Origin of the sequence: Anabaena sp. CS-542/02 (assembly GCF_028331085.1) — a bacterium.
Classification (GTDB): Bacteria; Cyanobacteriota; Cyanobacteriia; order Cyanobacteriales; family Nostocaceae; genus Anabaenopsis; species Anabaenopsis arnoldii.
Genome location: NZ_JAQMTM010000138.1, coordinates 1 through 17,352 on the forward strand (window position 1 = coordinate 1; position 17,352 = coordinate 17,352).

Genomic DNA, 17,352 nt, shown 5'->3' on the forward strand with positions numbered 1-17,352 from the left:
AACGGGAGCATGGGAGCGGTTATCCCTTAGTAGACTTGCACGCCTTAGCCAGACGCGATATTTCTCAAGTTAAGATTTACAAGAAAGACTACCGCTATCATTGCTTGGTTTTCGCGTTGGCAATAGTCTTAATTCAATACCTGATATCGTATTATATATCAAGTGGGCGATTTTCTTAACTCACTTATGTCAATTGTTGTCAACATAAGTATAGTTTTGTCTATAAAATAGTCAGCTTAGGACTAGCTCACAATCCTAAATTAGGGTGATCCTTTGACGGTTCTTCACAACTGGCTACACACAGATATCAATCAGCCGCGCGGCTCTCTTGTTTGGGTTTGGTGGTTTAGTTCTAGTTGTTCTTCCGGGGGCTGCTGTTCTAAGATTTGGGGCAAGTTTTCAATTTGGAAATACTGATAAAACTTCGGTGTGACTTGTAGTGAGTAGGAGCGAGAATCATTGTCTCGGCGTTTCCTCACAAATCCGAGTTCCACCAGTTCCGGTACGTGTTGATATACTCCTGAACCTCGTAGTTCAATTAAATCAGTTTGGAGTATGGGGTTATTCAAAGCGATGGCGGCTAAAGTCCGCAATGCACCTAATCCTAATTCTACAGGAATCAGCTTTTGTACTAAGTCATGAAAATCAGAGCGCAGTTGCAAACTGTAACCATTGGGGGTTTCTAGGATTTCTAAGGCGCTATCTCTGTGAGCATAATTATCCATTAGTTCCATGATTCCCTCTTCGACTGTAGCGCGATCGCACCCTGCATACTCAGCGATTTCACCCAGGGATAAAGGCTTACCTTTTAAATACAGAATCGCTTCTATCTTAGTTGCTGTAGTCATTGGTCATTAGTCGTTGGTCATTGAATCAAAGATCCCCGCACCTTGACACTGGGGAATGTCCACCCCATTATCGTTGGCTGAGGATAAATTCAGCCATGGCCAAATCTTGGGGAGTTGTCACTTTCAAGTTTGTCTCTTCTCCAGGGACAATTCGGACTTCAATACCGCATCTTTCAAATAAAGCAGCATCATCGGTGACTTCCCAGCCTTGACGAAGGCCTTGAGCGTGGCACTGTTTTAATAAGTTAACATTAAAGCCTTGAGGGGTTTGTGCTGCCCATAATTGCTGACGGTCGGGGGTAGTTTGAATGATGCCATGCTTATCTACGACTTTAATTGTATCTTTCACTGGGACTGCAGCAATTAAACCAGAACATTCTTGGATGGCTTGGGCGCATGAGTTGAGTAAGTCTGGTGTCACCAGACATCTGGCCCCATCGTGAATTAATACGTGTTCTGCGGTGTCTGGAAGCGCCTGCAAGCCATTATAAACTGATTCTTGACGGGAGAGACCGCCAGGAATAAATTCCACTGGTTTAGTCACGTTTAGATCGGCGACAATTGCCTTGAAGTCCGGCCAGTCAACCGGTTGAGAAATAATCCCTATCCATTTGATTGTACTGGCCGCTGCGGCAGCTTTGAGAGTCCAAGCAATAATTGGTTGCGATCGCACTTGCAGGAGGAGTTTATTGCGGGTTCCTCCCATTCTTTTGCCGATTCCCGCCGATGGAATAAGTAAATGCACAGAAAACCTCAATCAATTAATAACTGATCATCAATGACTAATGACTAATAATCAATAACTAATGACTATATTCACCTAAAATAAGAGCGAGTACGCGTGAATAAATATTATGCGAGTAGTAGCCCTTGTTCCTGGCGGAATTGGCGACCAAATTCTTTTCTTCCCGACTCTAGATGACTTGAGGCGTTATTACCCTAAGGCTCAGTTAGATGTCGTTGTGGAACCCCGGTCAAAGGCTGCCTACCGGGTGAGCAAGTCAGTTAATGATGTCCTGACTTTTGATTACACAGACCGCAATAGTCTGGCTGATTGGAGTAATTTCGTGGGGATGATTCGCGATCGCGAGTATGATGCGGTGATCACTCCGGGAGAAAGTTGGTTAATGGGTCTTTTGCTGTGGCTAACTGGAATCCCTACCCGCGTTGGCTACAAAGGCAAAGGAGCAGGTTTTCTGACTGATTCTGTGCCATACCAACCCAACCAGTACATGGCGGCAGTTTACCACGATTTGCTGCAACCCTTTGGGATTAAAACCCCTTGCCCAGAGTTAGCAGTGAATGTGCCTAAACCAGATATTGACTGGTCACAAAATGAACAAAAACGCTTGGGAATCAATGACACAGGCTACATATTAGTTCATGCTGGTTCTAGTGATATCTCTCAAACAGGTTCAGATCAACTCTACCCTCTAAAACACTGGGAGCAAATCATTCAAGAATGCCAACACAAGCAGCCGGATTTGCCTGTGGTGGTGATTCGCGGCTCTGAAAATGAGCAGGTTTGCCGATCACTGCTGGAAAGAACCACTGGGATTAAGCTGACTTCTCCTGATAACATTGGCAAATTAACTGCCATGATTGGGGGAGCAAGTTTGATGTTATCTACTGATGATCCACTACTTCATCTAAGTGTAGCAGTGCAAACTTATACTATTGCCCTGTTTGGCTCTACAGATCCAGAACTGGTGTTGCCCAAAAATGATAAGTTTCTGGCGATTAAATCACCAACGGCACAATTAGCAGATATTTCACCCCAAATAGTTTTGCAGAAAATTTGGGGCGGCTAAAATCCTCCTACACCTCTCAAGAGGTGTAGGCTTTTCAAACCATCTCAAACAACTCATCATCTAGGTCATAACCCAGCATTTGCGCCATAGACTTTAACCGGGATGGGCTGGGGATACCTTGTTCCTTGAGCCAATCACCTAATATAAAAATTTTGTGCATGAGAAATATTTCCAAGGCTTCTGGGTTATATTGAATACCTTCTTTTGCAGTGAATTGGTGTGGTACAAGCATGGCAGTATAACGGGCTAATTCCCCGGATTTCCAATCTAGTAAAAATGGTAACCAGGGATATTTAGCATCTAAACGGACAAACCATAGACGCAACTCTGGGATTTCTGAAAGTTCCCGGGGATCTCCGGGTGATAAGGCATATTGGATATTAAAGCTTAACTGCTGTTCCCAGGATGCCATACCTTTGTCTTCGAGTAGTTGCGTAATCACCTTCAAGGCAGGTGAGATATCTAGATTGTTAACGTGGTCGGTATCGACTTGAATTGTAATTGTCATGCTCAAAAGTAGGATCGAGAATCACCAGCTTTGCTGGGTGTGATGGCACATTTGCACCCAGTTATTTTTTTACCTGTGTATGTCTAACTTGGCAAACTTGACACCTGCCTAGGGTTGGACATTTGCTATAATTGTAAGTTAAAGTTGTAATGAGTTTGTTTAAGAGCAGAGTGTAATCAAACAAACCCTAATCAGCAACGGACAATCACCAGATTAAATTGTAAATTCCCAGAGCCAGACAAAATCGGGAAAATACCCTTATAGTTAACCAACTTAACTATGCAAAATCACTGGATCTCTCCCAAACCAATTCGTTCCCTAGAGGAAGCCCTGGATAGGTGTCAACTCTTGGGGATGCGCGTCAGTCGCCAGCGCCGCTTTATTTTAGAATTGCTGTGGCAGGCTAACGAACACCTTTCTGCTAGAGAAATTTATGATCGTCTCAGCCACCAAGGTAAAGATATTGGTCACACTTCTGTTTATCAAAATTTAGAAGCCCTATCAAGTCAGGGCATCATTGAGTGTATTGAACGCTGTGACGGGCGTTTATACGGTAATATCAGTGATTCCCATAGTCATGTCAACTGTATTGATACTAATCAACTGCTGGATGTGCATATAGAACTACCCGAAGAATTGATCCGTGAGGTGGAAAAACAAACAGGAGTCAGGATTACTGAATACAGTATTAACTTTTATGGTTACCGCCATCCCCAAAAACCAGAATAATTTTTAACAGGATTTTCACTAATATTCCCACAGAATTGGCGTGACAATTAACCCACGAGAATGTCATACTCAGGAGGGCTGCAATAGTTAAAGCTGGACTTGGGGGTTTCCATCATCGGCCGATATCAGTACGGTTTGTGACTGAGTTTCCCGCCTACTATATCTTATGAATCATAAACCCCTGAAATTATTGTTAATTGAGAAAGACCCCATATTCCGGTTAGGACTACGGGTGGCTTTGTCAACACTACCTGACATCCAAGTAATATCGGAAGCAGAAACAGATACAAGGGCCTTGCAGATACTAGCAGAACTGGCTCAAAAAGACCCCAACCAACTGAATTTGGTAGTTTTAGAATTAGGTAATGGTCGCTCTATTTCCAGTCAGCAGCAAGGATTACAACTGTGTCAACAAATCAAAAACCAATACCCCAAACTACCAATTTTCCTACTGAGTTCTGTTCAAGAACCAGGATTGCTGTTAGCCGTGCGTGCTACTGGCGTTAATGGCTACTGTGCTAAAGGTACTCCTATTCCTGAATTAGTCGCTGCTATGGAAGCAGTAGTAGATGGTGGTTGTTATTGGTTTCCTCCACAGGGAAGCGTTGATTCCACTGCTGATTATTCCATCACCCCATCACCTACTCTTCCCCTGGCTAGGGTGCGAAAAAATTGGTATTTGTCGGGAGTTGCTTACATTGAAGCAGATTTAGGCGCAGTGATGACGCAATTACAAATCCCTGGGCTACCGTTAATAGATCGAGCTGTTCTGGCTGGAAAAAGACGAGAACTATTAGCGGCGCGTTGGTTAATCAGTCGGTTATTAGTTTCGCCACAGGAAAGAGAACCCAAACAGCAGAAACCGGCTGTAATTCCAGTATTAAGTAGTGAGAATGTGAGATTGAAGGTAAAAGAAGAACCTACTTTAGCGCCTCTACTTAGCCCGCGATCGCTACAATCTGATTTATTTGCAGTATGTGTGAATAAATTACAATTTTCTTTACAAAATGTCACAGATGTGGCTTTAGAAATTGATATTTTTCGGGAAGATAAAAGACGGGAACTACTGTATTTAATTCTGCAAAAACTGGCGCAAAACCTAGATGAATTGCGTGTTCCTCAAGTAAGCGTCGCTCAATTAGAAAGCTTAAAAGACACAATATTATATGATTTATGGCAAGGAGTAATTACAGATTTCTTTGGGAAATTTTATCGCGTACAAGTAGGTAACCAAAACATAGAAGTTGTCGATTCATTGCTGCAAAATTATCGGGTGGTACAAACAGAGATAATTAATAAAATACCCCTAGTAGTAGAGTTATTTTCTTATTTAGTATTCCAGACAGACTTGCATATTGATAATACCACCTACCCAGCGGGGACACCTGATGCGAAATCCCAAGCATTAATAATTTTAGAAAATTTATTGATTTCGGTAGCCAATAGTGTAGTGCAACCATTGCTCAACTCTTTAGCAGACGTAGAAGACATTAAACAGAATTATTATGATAGCCGCTTAATTTCCACAAGAGAAATAGAACGCTTCCGCAATGAGTTATCATGGAAATACCGTTTAAATAAGTATATCAATGAGCCCAAAACCATATTTGAAAGTACCTATGATCTATTTGTATTAGCACCGCGTGGGATTGCCAAAACTGCAATTTATGCCCCCCGTGGTCAGGAATTAGCCCAGCTTTCTGGTATTCCCCTATTAGTGACACTGGTACTAGAATTTCGAGATGCGATCGCGCCGCGGTTAAAATCATTATTATCTATTGTGGGTAGCGGTATTGTTTTTTTGCTCACTAAAATAGTGGGACGGGGTTTAGGTTTAATCGGTCGTGGTATCCTCCAAGGAATTGGTAGCGTATCGCTAACAGAAAAGAACTTTAAGCGTCATAGTCAGCGACCGAAATAAGCCGATTACCAATTCCAGTCGCGGCGGAAATGAAAAAAGCCTTCGAGAAAATCTTGTAAAGCATGATTGGTATTTAACCTTTGCTGACCCCACTGTGTGGCTGTATCTTCAATAATCTGGCCAAAGCTGGGATAGACACAAGACAAGGAAGCTAAATGTTTAACGGGAATTTTTCGGGACATAGCCAAAGCAATTATATTAATTAACTCCGACGCTTCCTCCCCCAATATGGAGGCTCCCAAAATTTCCCCATTGCGGTGTACAATCAACTTACATATACCTGTAGTTTCATCTCGGAGTTGGGCAGCTGGGATTGATTTATAATACTGCCGTAAAACTAAAACCTCATCGGGTCGAAATTGGCGTTTTGCTTGGGCTTGTGTTAAACCGACTTCCGCTAACCGGGGATGAGAATTGAGACCCCAGGGAATGCAGCGATAATTGATTGTAAATCTGGGAAAAAACAAGGCATTTTTGACAGCGATTCTCGCTTCATAATTAGCAACATTGGGAAAATCATAACCCCCAATCACATCGCCACAGGCGTAAATACGGGGATTAGTAGTCTGTAATTTATCATTGAGCAGTAAGCGACGTTGCCGCCATTTCACACCTACAGCACCTAAATTCAGGTAATCTAGGTTTGGTTGCTGTGCCGTTGCTACTAGGATTTGGTCGGTTTGAATAGCTTTATTTCCTACCTGAACCCACTTTTTACCCTCAATTAGTTTGACTTGAGTTACTGGTTTTTGAGTCAGGACACGCACACCATCAACTTCTAACTGTGCTTGGAGCAGGTGGGCTATTTCTGGGTCGCCGGAGGGGAGAATAGATGCAGATTTCACGGCTAAGGTAACACTACAACCCAACCGCGCCAGAGTTTGGGCTACTTCAATACTTTGGGGAATACCGCCAATAATTACCCAATTTTGCGGTAAGGTTGGTTGTTTGAGAGTCTGCCAAATATTAGATAATGTCAAGTAACCAGTAGGTTGTAATCCCTGAATTTCTGGATGGTACAAAACAGAACCAGTGGCTAGTAAGTAGGTACGCCCCCGCAATAGGCGTTGATTTACGGTAAAGGCTAAATGGGGTAAGGATTGAAATTGACCAGTACCAAGGATGACATCTACACCCAGGGCGGCTAGGTTAGCCAGAGAAGTTTGTGCTTGGATGTGGTCGATAACACCGTGACTATACAACCTGGTTTCTGTCCAGGTGAGTGATGGTTGTGTGGTGTGAATTCCCCGGCCAGCAACATCATTCAGGTTATGGAGGATTTTAGCAACTTGGCTGATGGCTTGATGTTGACTAAAGCCATAATTTACTTGAGACTCCACTAAAGCCACGGTGGCTTTGAGTTGGGTTGCGACTAGGGCTGCATAGCGTCCGGCAACAGTACCACCAATAATTACTAAGTCGTAATCAATTGTCATTGGTTATTGGTCAATGGTCAACAGTCAAGGAATATAAGGCTGTGAGCAGACGTTGGTTATCAGACTCCGAACGGACAGCAACCCGGAAAAAGCGATCGCCTAATTCTTTAAAGCTGAGGCAATCACGAATTAAAATTTGGTGATGCTGGAGTAATTGTTGTTGTAATTGAGAACTTGATGATTGTGATGCTACTAGTAGGAAGTTAGCACTGCCTTCTAGAGGCTGCAAACCTGGAATTGAGGTTAAACCTTGAAAAAGTTGGTTTCGTGCCTGTGGTAGCCATTTCCAGGTGCGCTCTTGAAACTCTTGATCTTGGATAGCGGCAATGGCGGCGGCAGCAGCTAGGGTGTTTACAGGCCAGGGATCTCGCCATGATTGCCATTGAGCCAGACGGTCAGGGTGGGCGATCGCATAGCCTAATCTCAGTCCGGGGAGACTGTAAAATTTCGTTAGCGATCGCAATACTACGAGATTTGGATATTCTTGCACCATTCCAATGAGACTTTGTTCCTCATCGGGGGGGAGAAAATCCATAAATGCCTCATCCAGCACCACCAAGGAATATTGCTCTAAATAAGGCAAAATAGCCCCCCTGTAGAATAACCTCCCTGTGGGGTTATGAGGATTATTTAGCAATAATCCATAACTTCCTGGTGAAGATAAAGGATATGAACCAGAATTTATTCCTATTTCCCATTGTCCAGTTGTTAAAGAAAGGGGAAACTCCAGGATGTTAGCGTTATATGCCGTTAGTGTTCGGTAATAATCGCCAAAGGCTGGAGTAACTAAGGATGTTGCGGATAAATTCGCTAACTCTCTCCCGGCTAAAGTCAGTAATTCCGCTGAACCATTTCCGGGCAGAATCCACTCAGAGGGTAATTTATGAAAGCCTCCTAAAGCAACTCTAAGTTCACTGTAATCTGGTTGTGGATAGTGCCTAAGATTACTAATCTGGGAATAAATAGCCGCGATCGCGCTATTTGGTGGTCCCAAAGGACTGATGCTGGCAGAAAAATCCAGAATACCTTCAGGTGGACAGCCAGCTAGTGCTGCCGCCCAGGCTAAATTTCCACCGTGAACTGGTTGCTGCATCAGTAAGAGGTTCCCTAAAACGTTATCTATTCTTTGGGTTCTTTTGGGGGTGCAACCTTTTCTCTAAACAGCTTACCAGCTGAGAAAGCAGGAACCCTAGTGGCAGGAATTTCCATCTTTTCGTTAGTTTTGGGGTTGCGACCTTCACGAGCCTTGCGTTCCCGTGATTCAAAGGAGCCAAATCCTACTAATGTTACTTTATCCCCAGAAGAGACAGCTTCAATAATAGTCTCCAAAGCAGCAGTTAACACAGCATCGGCTTGTTTTTTAGTAACACTAGCCTTTTCAGACACTGCATCAACTAATTCACCCTTGTTCATATCAAACTCCTTGATCTTTACTTGAGATTCTAGACAGTTGCACTGTGTGGCATCTTTGATTAATTCTCCCTAGAGAGAATTAGAAAAGTCGCTCTTTGGGATTATTGATGTTAGAAATACCTGTATATCCCATCAGATCCACTTTTCAATGAATCATTCTAAGGTGTTGTAGCCTGAACTGGATAGATGAAACCATTAATTTATATAGATTTCGGGTTTTTTTTGTGCTTTTTCAGTAAATTTAAACCACAAAATATACATAGAAACTTCCGGAATACTGAAAAATGCCACAGATTTTTTCAGCTTTTGATCTCAACCTGGTTATGGGTTAAGAGCAGATTAACATGATCAACTGACTGATACTTGACAATTTTTGATAGACTAAGCAACTGATTTTGACAACTTTTTCACCCCTTGCAAATGTAATCATCAGGCTAAAATGATCCGATTGCGAAAATTCAAACAACTAGTTATTTGGGCATTGGTAGGCTTACTTACTAGTTATTTAGTAAGTTGTAATACTGTCAATATTGATAATAATACGCAATCAACTGCGGCAGGAGAAGCTACTATTGAGTTTTGGACGATGCAACTCCAACCTCAATTTACTGACTATTTCCAACGTTTGATTGCTAATTTTGAAACTGAAAATCCTGGTATCAAGGTCAACTGGGTTGATGTGCCCTGGGCGGCAATGGAGAACAAAATTTTAACATCTGTCTCAGCAAATACACCACCTGATGTGGTCAATCTCAATCCAGTTTTTGCTTCCCAACTGGCGGGAAGAAATGCTTGGTTAGACTTAGATACCAAAATTTCTGATGCAGAACGTTCTTCTTATCTACCGAATATTTGGAAAGCTAGCACCCTGAATGGTAAAAGTTTTGGTATTCCTTGGTACTTGACTACCAGGCTAAATATTTATAACACTGATTTATTGCAACAGGCAGGTATCAATAAAGTACCGTCAACCTATACAGAATTGGCAGATGTCGCCCAGAAAATTAAAGACCAGACGGGTAAATATGCCTTTTTTGTCACTTTTGTACCCCAAGATTCCGGTGAGGTGTTGGAGTCATTTGTACAAATGGGCGTTACCCTAGTCAATGAGGAGGGTAAGGCGGCTTTTAATTCTCCCGAAGGTAAAGCAGCTTTTCAATATTGGGTGAATTTATATCAAAAGGGGTTACTTCCCAGGGAGGCTTTAACCCAAGGACATCGCCATGGCATTGATTTATACCAGTCTGGACAAACGGCATTTTTAGCTTCCGGACCTGAGTTTCTCAATACCATTGCTAGGAATGCTCCCCAAATTGCCAAGGCTTCCGCGATTGCACCCCAAATTACCGGTGATACTGGTAAAAAGAATGTGGCTGTGATGAATTTAGTTGTCCCCCGTGCTAGTCAACATCCCGATGCGGCCGTTAAGTTTACTTTATTTGTCACCAATGACGAGAATCAGCTAGCCTTTGCTAAAGCTGCTAATGTTTTACCATCCACAAAACAAGCACTGGCAGATAGTTACTTTCAAAATGTCCCTGATACGGCTTCTACAGTGGAACGGGCGAGGGTGATTAGTGCAAAACAATTGCAACAAGCGGAGATTTTAACGCCAACTTTGAAAGATTCTAAACGTCTACAAAAGGCGATTTATGAAAATTTACAAGCAGCTATGTTAGGTCAAAAAACTGTAGAGCAAGCTGTAGAAGATGCGGCGCAAGAATGGAATAATAGGCTCTAGTCTGAGATTTTAACCACATCCCCGACTGGTTCAACAGCTGGGGAGCTATCTCCCCTGTCTGAAAAAATGACCGATTAAGTAGAGAGAACCACACAAAACAACTTGATTATTTTTGTCATTAATAGCTGCGTCTAGGGCGGATGTTAAATCTGGATAGGTTTCACATCTGGACAATTCTGGACAAATTTCAACAGCTATTTGGGCTAATTCTCTGGGGTTGGCTGAACTATGATCTGGGACTGGAACTAGATATAATCGGTCGTGCGATCGCAGTAAGGCTTGAAAAATATCTCCATGTTCTTTAGTAGAAAGCATTCCCATCACCCAAGTTAACCCAGGGGTGTGTAAACTGTCTACATAATCTCTTAATGCTTGAGCAGCTGCGGGGTTATGAGCGCCATCAATTAATAATTTGTGGTTTTTCCAACTCACCCATTGCATTCGTCCGGGCCATTGAGTTTTACTCATCCCGTTAACAATCGCTTCTGGGGAAATCTTCCAACCCTGGTTTTGCAGAATTTCTACACCAGCTAAAGCTAAGGCTGAGTTATTTAGTTGAATTTGCCCCTGTAATGGGAGAGGATATTTAATAACCGAGGAGTTTACCTGAGTTTCATATTCAGCCCATCCGGGGGAGATTTCATGAGCAGATTTTGGCGCAATATAAGGGGATTGTAATTCTTCGGCACGCGATCGCACAACTTTTTGGGCATCTGGGGGCAATTTCCCCACCACAACCGGACACCCCGGTTTAATAATACCTGCTTTTTCCCTAGCAATATCCGCCACAGTCGGACCTAATTGCTGCCAATGTTCCCGGCTAATAGATGTAATTATAGTTACTAATGGATCTGAGCAAACATTGGTCGCATCCAAGCGCCCCCCCAAACCCACTTCTATGACTGCGACATCAACTTGAGCTTGAGCAAAATACAACCAAGCAGCGGCGGTAATCACTTCAAACTGGGTTGGGTACTCATCATCAGCTTGAATAGCATCTTGGACTTGTAAGATTAATTGGCTGAACTTCTCACTAGTAATTGGCTGTTTATTAATACAAATGCGTTCCGTCCAATCAACTAAATGAGGAGAGATATAACAGCCAGTCTGATAACCAGCTTCAGTGAGTATAGAGTGAAGATAAGCACAAACAGAACCTTTACCATTAGTACCAGCAACGTGAATTACCGGAACTTGCAGATGGGGGTTACCCAGGTTAGCCAATAGTTTGATAATGCGGGAGAGTCCCAGATTAACGCCAAAATGCTGAAACGGTTTTAGTAAAGAATTTATATCCACAAACAGATGAGAACGACAAGGTATATGAGGGAAGGGGTCAAATACCCCATTTACCCCCCAAAAAACGACTGTCCTGAATTAGGGAAACAGCCGATTTTATCGATAATTTTGTTTAAACTTAGGCTTCTTTGTTCAAAAAGTTTTGTACTTGTCTTAAAGCTGCAGCACCAATGTTAAATGCAGCCCAACTACCAGCAATGACAATGGGTGCAAGAACGATGACTATACGGTAATCGATATCCATATCTAGAACTCCTCGTTTAAGTGAAAATTAAAGTTTTATGAACTGTTCTCATGTTTATTTTTAACCTAATTGGCAAATTTTGCTAGTCCCATGGGATTACAAGTTTCAGCGGGGATTGCAATCATGTTAAGCATTGCTGCCTTCAGGCTAATCACCAATATATAGTTATATTACAATCTTTGGCACTATTTCTGGTGAGCAAAACCAAGATCATTTCCTGTTCCGCCATGAACTAAAGCTAACTTTTTGTAACGTTCTGCGTGTTCTATCAGTTCTGCGGCTTCGTTTTCTGGAACTGGGCGCAATACCTTACCAGGAACACCGACCACTAGAGACCGAGGGGGGACATTCTTAGTTACTACCGCGCCAGCACCAATGATGCTACCATGACCCACTCTCACCCCATCTAAAATAATTGCACCAATGCCAATCAAGCAGCCATATTCAATGTGGGCTGAATGTACCACGGCGCGATGGCCGATAGTGACATGATGTTCTAGAATTGTTGGTAAACCAGGGTCACCATGTAAAATTGCCCCATCTTGAATGTTTGTACATTCCCCAATATCAATGCGTTCTACATCTCCCCTAACTACTGCACCATACCAAATGCTGGCCCCGGCTTGAATGTTTACCGAACCTATAACCATAGCATTAGCAGCGATGAAAGCTGCTTGAGAAAAATCGGGAGATGGCCAGTAAGAAGTTGTAGACACGATAGAATATGAATATGGTACCCACCGAACACTGGAGAAGCTCTAAAGTTTGAGGCTTGCTGCACAACCAGAATATCACAGTGTCAGCTCTCTCATCTGAGTCAGATGCTAGTGAAGATTGTTTACGCTGAAACTCGGTTTCTTTGCAGCAATGAGCAAGCCTCGACAATAGAGGAGCCGAAGTGTCAAATCCAACTCGCTGGTGCTGGTGAAAACGAAAATATGTTTTTATGCACTTCATGATGAACCCAGGCTTGCAGTACCCTATATTTGGCCCTGACATTCAGTGTCCCCACTGTCGTCAGTCTATTCCGGCTCTGACACTCACAGATACTTATTTGTGTCCGCGTCATGGTGCTTTTGAGGCCAACCCTAAAAATGGAGAGTTAGTTCACCTCCAGTCTGGTCGTCATTGGCGACGCTGGAATAATGAATGGTATAGACAGCATACCCATCCCGATGGCATTCGCTTTGAAATCCACGAGGCATTGGATAAGCTGTATACTCAAGGTTACAGGGCAACACGGGTAATTATTGCTCAACGTTATCAGGAATTGATGAGTGGCTATCTAGAACGTAGCACCCCTTGGCGTTCTGGAGACCCGGAAGCTACCGCAGCACGATTATATGGCTTACCCGTGGATTTTAGCCCCAATGCTTCCCAAGATCCCTGCTGGGATGTGATTAATTTTGATCTGGAAAAGGAACCTGGTGTACCTGTACGCTATCCCTATTTCCGATTATTTGAGTAACAGATGTAGAGACAATTGATCAATTGTCTCTACGAGGAGGGATGACTAAATTATGCATCACGCTTCGATTCGCACTGCTAATATTCATCGGGCGATCGCATTCTATGAACTGTTAGGGTTTACAGTTTGTGAGCGCTTCACCACAGGCTATACTCTGGCTTGTTGGATGGAAGGTTTAGGGGGAAGAATCGAATTAATCCAAATTCCTCAACCTAAACCCGCACCAGATACTTTTACCGATGAGCATTATGTGGGTTATTATCATCTGTCTTTTGATTTAACTACAATTACATCAGATTTACCCGGATGGTTGACAAATTTACAATCACGTGTTAATCGTGCGGAGAAGTTACCACCCCTGAAAGTACTTTTAGAACCCACTCAGCAGCAAATAGGCGATCGCATTTGGGAGGTAGCTTTTATTGCTGATACCGATGGTTTACCCCTGGAATTTATTCGCTGTCTGGCTCAACTTGATTAGTTACAGGGTGTATTAAACCATGCTACAATTATTCTGGTTTTTTTGTAACGAGGATTGTGAAAATTAGTTAATATATTATACCCTTGGCAAAATTTGGTTTAACTACTCAATGACTCGGTTATTTACAGAATTTTATCAAAATATATTGTACCCAATTCTACCTAATGTACTGCGTTTAATTCGCCAGTTCACTGTACTATGTTTGCTGCTGTGCTTTGGTTTTGCGCTTCAGAGCCAGGCGATCGCAGCTGATTTTACAGATAATTTACTTAAACAGCCAGCTAGAGAAATTACGATTAGTTTAGGTAATTCCGCTAATGAACTCAAATTTGAACCAGATCATTTAGAATTTGTACCGGGTAAACGCTATCTATTACACCTAAATAATCCCAGCCAACTAAAACATTATTTCACAGCCAAAGATTTTGCTGATGGTATCTGGACGCAAAAAGTCGAAGCTGGCAAAGTAGAAGTCAAAGGCGCAATTCATGAACTAGAACTCAAACCGGGTGCAGAAGCAGAATGGTTCTTTGTGCCCATCAAACCCGGAAAATATAGCTTAAACTGTTCTATAGCCGGACATACAGCAGCAGGAATGACAGGAGAAATTGCTATACAGTAACTGATGACAGCAATCGCAAACCAGGCTTGGCTAAAAATAAGGTAACTTAAATTTATAGCCATATCAGTTAGTGATCAGTAATTATTAAACTCTCCATGAACATTCTCAGTAACCTGCTCTCCCAAAAAACTCAGCCCCAAACCACACCAAAACAACACCGGGGAATTGAAATTAAATCCCCCCGGGAAATTGAAACCATGCGGCAATCAGCTAAAATTGTAGCTACCGTACTCAAAGAAATTTCTGAGATGGTCAAGCCGGGTATGACTACAGCTGATTTGGACGCTTACGCTGAAAACCGCATCCGGGAAATGGGCGCTACACCCAGCTTTAAAGGCTATCATGGCTTTACCGGTTCCATTTGTGCCAGTATTAATCATGAAGTTGTCCATGGTATCCCCAGCACTAAGAAAGTAATTCAAACCGGGGATGTGTTAAAAGTAGATACCGGTGCTTATTACGAAGGTTTTCATGGTGATTCTTGTATTACCATCGCCGTGGGAGATGTCACCCCAGATGCTGCTAAACTCATCCGCGTTGCAGAAGAAGCACTTTATAAAGGTATTGAACAGGTAAAGGCGGGTGCTTATTTACTTGACTTAGCTGGAGCCATAGAAGACCATGTAAAAGGTAATGGTTTTAGTGTGGTGGAAGGATTTACAGGGCATGGTGTAGGTCGGAATTTACACGAAGAACCTTCAGTTTTCAACTACCGCACCCGGGAAATGCCAAATGTGAAACTACGCGCAGGAATGACTTTAGCAATTGAACCAATTTTAAATGCAGGTTCTAAGCATACTAGAATATTGTCTGACAGGTGGACAGCTGTAACTGTAGATAATTCTCTATCAGCCCAGTTTGAACATACGGTTTTAGTGACAGAAACAGGTTACGAGATTTTAACAGACCGCACCCAAGTTTAACATACATAGTTTTGGGGACTTTTGTCCCTAATACAAACTAGGAGGTTATATATAGTCTCCTATTTGAGTTGAGAAATTATCAGTGAGGAAAGGGAACAGGGAACAGGGAACAGGGAACAGAAATTGTTCATGAATCATTTAGGATTGCTATATATCATTATCAATTATCAATAGATATTTTAATCAGTCAAAATATGAATAACAATGATTTAGCTTTTACCCCAGCCCTAGAATTAGCCAAGCTGATTCGTGGTCGGGATGTATCACCCCTGGAATTAGTAGAGTTATATTTAAACCGCATTGAGCAGTTTAACCCCCAACTGGGAAGTTATTTTACAGTCACAGCAGAACAAGCGATCGCAGATGCTCAGGCTAAAACAGAAATATTAACAACCACCTCCGAACTACCACCATTTTTCGGTGTCCCCATTTCCATTAAAGACCTCAACGCCGTGGCTGGTGTACCCTGTACCTATGGGAGTCCAGCTTTATTACAAAACATCCCTAAGTACGATGATGGCGTAGTCACTCGCATTAAACAAGCTGGATTTATTATCCTGGGTAAAACCGCCACCTCAGAACTAGGTTCATTTCCTTACACCGAACCTACAGGATTTCCCCCAGCGAGAAACCCTTGGAATTTAGAATACACCCCCGGCGGTTCCAGTGGCGGTGCTGCTGCAGCGGTAGCAGCGGGGTTGTGTGCTATAGCCCAAGGTTCCGACGGTGGCGGCTCTATTCGCGGTCCCGCCGCTTGCTGTGGTTTAGTGGGTATAAAACCATCACGGGGTAGAGTCACCCATGCACCCGTAGGAAGTCCCGTAGCTGGACTTGGTACTAATGGACCCATCGCCCGGACGGTAGCAGATGCAGCCGCCCTTTTAGATGTCATGTCTGGTTATGTCACAGGTGATCCTTACTGGTTACCAGATCCTCAAACTTCCTTCCTCGCCGCTACCACGGAGAAACTCGGTAATTTACGCATCGCCTTTAGTACCACTATCCCCCCCCTGGGATCAGCTGATGCTAACTGTCAGCAAGGGGTAATGCAAACAGTAGAATTATTAGCACAATTAGGTCATACTATAGAAGAGAAGTCCCTTGATTTGAGTGGGTTAGTAGAACCATTTCAAATTGTGTGGCAAGGTGCTGTAGCTGCATCAGGAATACCACAGGAAGCATTACAGCCGGTGAATCGCTTTCTCTTCTCCCGCATAGGTTCTGTGGGTGAGTATCTCCGGGCGGTTTCCCAAATGCAAATCTTAGCTAGGCAAATTGTGGCGTTTTTCGATACCGTAGATGTACTAGTGTTGCCTGTATATTTACGTTCACCCATTCGGGTGGGGGAATGGGCTGAGTTAACTCCAGAAGAGACATTCCAGAAAATTATTCACTGGGTAGCACCTTGTCCCGCTGCTAACGCCACGGGACAACCGGCTATAGCAATTCCTGTGGGTTTTGATACTAATGGGTTACCTATTAGTGTACAGCTAGTTGGCAAACCCGCGGCGGAATCCACTTTAATTAGTCTAGCTGCGCAATTAGAAGCAGCCAACCCTTGGATTCAACATCGACCGAATTTGGTAACACAAGGTTAACATGCAGGCATCGTTAGCACAACTCTCAGAAATTATTGTGTTTGCAGGTTTAGAAACCGCAGACAAGTTAAAATTGCAACCTTTCACTCAGGTGCAAGGATACAGCAAAGGAGAGATGATTTTGCATGAGGGCGATCGCTTACCAGAAAAATTGTATGCTGTAGTCAGTGGAGTAGTAGCCTAGTTGACAATTAAATAGACAAACCTATACACTTATCTACAAACCTATAAGTGTATTTATGTTTAAACCTCATGAGTTTGCAAAGAAAATTGGGGTGTCAGTCAAGACATTACAACGATGGGATTCAGT

Annotated in this window: 19 protein-coding genes; 10 read left to right on the forward strand and 9 right to left on the reverse strand. The window is 42.9% G+C overall.

Annotated elements, in window-relative coordinates; translation table 11 throughout:
* Positions 1-311 precede the first annotated feature (311 nt).
* On the reverse strand, positions 312-848 hold the full coding sequence (gene scpB / locus PN447_RS14595; RefSeq protein WP_271763760.1) for an SMC-Scp complex subunit ScpB: 537 nt from the start codon (positions 846-848) through the stop codon (positions 312-314).
* A gap of 67 nt (positions 849-915) precedes the next feature.
* Positions 916-1,593 (reverse strand): 2-C-methyl-D-erythritol 4-phosphate cytidylyltransferase, encoded by a 678-nt coding sequence (ispD, locus tag PN447_RS14600; RefSeq protein WP_271763761.1) that lies wholly within the window; start codon positions 1,591-1,593, stop codon positions 916-918.
* 109 nt (positions 1,594-1,702) lie between these two features.
* Here ispD and PN447_RS14605 point away from each other — a divergent pair, with 109 nt between their 5' ends.
* On the forward strand, positions 1,703-2,659 hold the full coding sequence (locus PN447_RS14605) for a glycosyltransferase family 9 protein (protein WP_271763762.1): 957 nt from the start codon (positions 1,703-1,705) through the stop codon (positions 2,657-2,659).
* A gap of 34 nt (positions 2,660-2,693) precedes the next feature.
* Here PN447_RS14605 and PN447_RS14610 read toward each other — a convergent pair whose 3' ends face one another.
* Positions 2,694-3,167, reverse strand: coding sequence for a CRR6 family NdhI maturation factor (locus PN447_RS14610; protein WP_271763763.1), 474 nt, complete (start codon positions 3,165-3,167; stop codon positions 2,694-2,696).
* Positions 3,168-3,446: 279 nt separating this feature from the next.
* Between PN447_RS14610 and PN447_RS14615 the strand changes: the two genes are divergently transcribed.
* Complete coding sequence (locus PN447_RS14615) at positions 3,447-3,896, forward strand: Fur family transcriptional regulator (protein ID WP_271763764.1); 450 nt, start codon at positions 3,447-3,449, stop codon at positions 3,894-3,896.
* Positions 3,897-4,062: 166 nt separating this feature from the next.
* Positions 4,063-5,817: a DUF3685 domain-containing protein gene (locus PN447_RS14620; RefSeq protein WP_271763765.1), complete on the forward strand. Its 1,755-nt coding sequence runs from the start codon at positions 4,063-4,065 to the stop codon at positions 5,815-5,817.
* Between the two features lie 5 nt (positions 5,818-5,822).
* On the opposite strand, the gene PN447_RS14625 is transcribed toward PN447_RS14620, so the two are convergent.
* Genes PN447_RS14625 through PN447_RS14635 form a run of 3 tightly spaced genes read right to left on the reverse strand, consistent with a single transcriptional unit; the run spans position 5,823 to position 8,666 of the window.
* A complete protein-coding gene (locus PN447_RS14625; protein ID WP_271763766.1) occupies positions 5,823-7,253 on the reverse strand; it encodes a dihydrolipoyl dehydrogenase family protein in 1,431 nt (476 codons plus the stop codon).
* Between the two features lie 10 nt (positions 7,254-7,263).
* Positions 7,264-8,346 (reverse strand): threonine-phosphate decarboxylase CobD, encoded by a 1,083-nt coding sequence (cobD, locus tag PN447_RS14630; RefSeq protein ID WP_271763767.1) that lies wholly within the window; start codon positions 8,344-8,346, stop codon positions 7,264-7,266.
* A gap of 26 nt (positions 8,347-8,372) precedes the next feature.
* Positions 8,373-8,666: an HU family DNA-binding protein gene (locus tag PN447_RS14635; RefSeq protein ID WP_200989291.1), complete on the reverse strand. Its 294-nt coding sequence runs from the start codon at positions 8,664-8,666 to the stop codon at positions 8,373-8,375.
* 439 nt (positions 8,667-9,105) lie between these two features.
* Here PN447_RS14635 and PN447_RS14640 point away from each other — a divergent pair, with 439 nt between their 5' ends.
* The gene (locus tag PN447_RS14640; protein ID WP_271763768.1) at positions 9,106-10,407 is read left to right on the forward strand and encodes an ABC transporter substrate-binding protein; all 1,302 of its coding nucleotides are present in this window, start codon (positions 9,106-9,108) and stop codon (positions 10,405-10,407) included.
* Positions 10,408-10,452: 45 nt separating this feature from the next.
* Here the strand turns inward: PN447_RS14640 and PN447_RS14645 are convergent, their stop codons facing one another.
* The 3 genes from PN447_RS14645 to PN447_RS14655 form a co-directional block, all read right to left on the reverse strand.
* Entirely contained in the window at positions 10,453-11,706 is a 1,254-nt protein-coding gene (locus PN447_RS14645; protein WP_271763769.1) for a bifunctional folylpolyglutamate synthase/dihydrofolate synthase, read from the reverse strand.
* A gap of 118 nt (positions 11,707-11,824) precedes the next feature.
* Complete coding sequence (locus PN447_RS14650) at positions 11,825-11,950, reverse strand: photosystem II protein Y (protein WP_271763770.1); 126 nt, start codon at positions 11,948-11,950, stop codon at positions 11,825-11,827.
* A gap of 185 nt (positions 11,951-12,135) precedes the next feature.
* Positions 12,136-12,666 carry a gamma carbonic anhydrase family protein gene (locus PN447_RS14655; RefSeq protein WP_271763771.1) on the reverse strand — a complete coding sequence of 177 codons (531 nt, stop codon included), beginning with the start codon at positions 12,664-12,666 and terminating at the stop codon, positions 12,136-12,138.
* 242 nt (positions 12,667-12,908) lie between these two features.
* On the opposite strand from PN447_RS14655, the gene PN447_RS14660 reads away from it, so the two are divergent.
* The 6 genes from PN447_RS14660 to PN447_RS14685 all read left to right on the forward strand — a co-directional run bounded on the left by PN447_RS14660 (position 12,909) and on the right by PN447_RS14685 (position 17,226).
* Positions 12,909-13,418: a TIGR02652 family protein gene (locus tag PN447_RS14660; RefSeq protein WP_442867101.1), complete on the forward strand. Its 510-nt coding sequence runs from the start codon at positions 12,909-12,911 to the stop codon at positions 13,416-13,418.
* Positions 13,419-13,470: 52 nt separating this feature from the next.
* Positions 13,471-13,899: a VOC family protein gene (locus PN447_RS14665; protein WP_271763773.1), complete on the forward strand. Its 429-nt coding sequence runs from the start codon at positions 13,471-13,473 to the stop codon at positions 13,897-13,899.
* A 109-nt stretch (positions 13,900-14,008) separates the two neighbouring features.
* Positions 14,009-14,521 carry a plastocyanin/azurin family copper-binding protein gene (locus PN447_RS14670; protein ID WP_271763774.1) on the forward strand — a complete coding sequence of 171 codons (513 nt, stop codon included), beginning with the start codon at positions 14,009-14,011 and terminating at the stop codon, positions 14,519-14,521.
* A gap of 95 nt (positions 14,522-14,616) precedes the next feature.
* Positions 14,617-15,444, forward strand: a complete 828-nt coding sequence (map, locus tag PN447_RS14675; RefSeq protein WP_271763775.1) for a type I methionyl aminopeptidase — start codon at positions 14,617-14,619, stop codon at positions 15,442-15,444.
* A gap of 194 nt (positions 15,445-15,638) precedes the next feature.
* Complete coding sequence (locus PN447_RS14680; protein ID WP_271763776.1) at positions 15,639-17,042, forward strand: amidase; 1,404 nt, start codon at positions 15,639-15,641, stop codon at positions 17,040-17,042.
* A gap of 1 nt (position 17,043) precedes the next feature.
* Positions 17,044-17,226, forward strand: coding sequence for a hypothetical protein (locus tag PN447_RS14685; RefSeq protein ID WP_334311108.1), 183 nt, complete (start codon positions 17,044-17,046; stop codon positions 17,224-17,226).
* The last annotated feature ends 126 nt before the right edge of the window (positions 17,227-17,352 follow it).

Excerpts from the sequence above, each read along its gene's own strand:
- PN447_RS14610 (WP_271763763.1), bottom strand. The coding sequence starts at position 3,167 with ATGACAATTACAATTCAAGTCGATACCGACCACGTTAACAATCTAGAT.
- PN447_RS14680 (WP_271763776.1), top strand. The coding sequence starts at position 15,639 with ATGAATAACAATGATTTAGCTTTTACCCCAGCCCTAGAATTAGCCAAG.
- PN447_RS14640 (WP_271763768.1), top strand. The coding sequence starts at position 9,106 with ATGATCCGATTGCGAAAATTCAAACAACTAGTTATTTGGGCATTGGTA.
- PN447_RS14670 (WP_271763774.1), top strand. The coding sequence starts at position 14,009 with ATGACTCGGTTATTTACAGAATTTTATCAAAATATATTGTACCCAATT.
- PN447_RS14615 (WP_271763764.1), top strand. The coding sequence starts at position 3,447 with ATGCAAAATCACTGGATCTCTCCCAAACCAATTCGTTCCCTAGAGGAA.
- PN447_RS14620 (WP_271763765.1), top strand. The coding sequence starts at position 4,063 with ATGAATCATAAACCCCTGAAATTATTGTTAATTGAGAAAGACCCCATA.
- PN447_RS14650 (WP_271763770.1), bottom strand. The coding sequence starts at position 11,950 with ATGGATATCGATTACCGTATAGTCATCGTTCTTGCACCCATTGTCATT.
- PN447_RS14685 (WP_334311108.1), top strand. The coding sequence starts at position 17,044 with ATGCAGGCATCGTTAGCACAACTCTCAGAAATTATTGTGTTTGCAGGT.
- scpB (WP_271763760.1), bottom strand. The coding sequence starts at position 848 with ATGACTACAGCAACTAAGATAGAAGCGATTCTGTATTTAAAAGGTAAG.
- PN447_RS14605 (WP_271763762.1), top strand. The coding sequence starts at position 1,703 with ATGCGAGTAGTAGCCCTTGTTCCTGGCGGAATTGGCGACCAAATTCTT.
- PN447_RS14660 (WP_442867101.1), top strand. The coding sequence starts at position 12,909 with ATGAACCCAGGCTTGCAGTACCCTATATTTGGCCCTGACATTCAGTGT.
- map (WP_271763775.1), top strand. The coding sequence starts at position 14,617 with ATGAACATTCTCAGTAACCTGCTCTCCCAAAAAACTCAGCCCCAAACC.
- PN447_RS14635 (WP_200989291.1), bottom strand. The coding sequence starts at position 8,666 with ATGAACAAGGGTGAATTAGTTGATGCAGTGTCTGAAAAGGCTAGTGTT.
- cobD (WP_271763767.1), bottom strand. The coding sequence starts at position 8,346 with ATGCAGCAACCAGTTCACGGTGGAAATTTAGCCTGGGCGGCAGCACTA.
- PN447_RS14625 (WP_271763766.1), bottom strand. The coding sequence starts at position 7,253 with ATGACAATTGATTACGACTTAGTAATTATTGGTGGTACTGTTGCCGGA.
- PN447_RS14665 (WP_271763773.1), top strand. The coding sequence starts at position 13,471 with ATGCATCACGCTTCGATTCGCACTGCTAATATTCATCGGGCGATCGCA.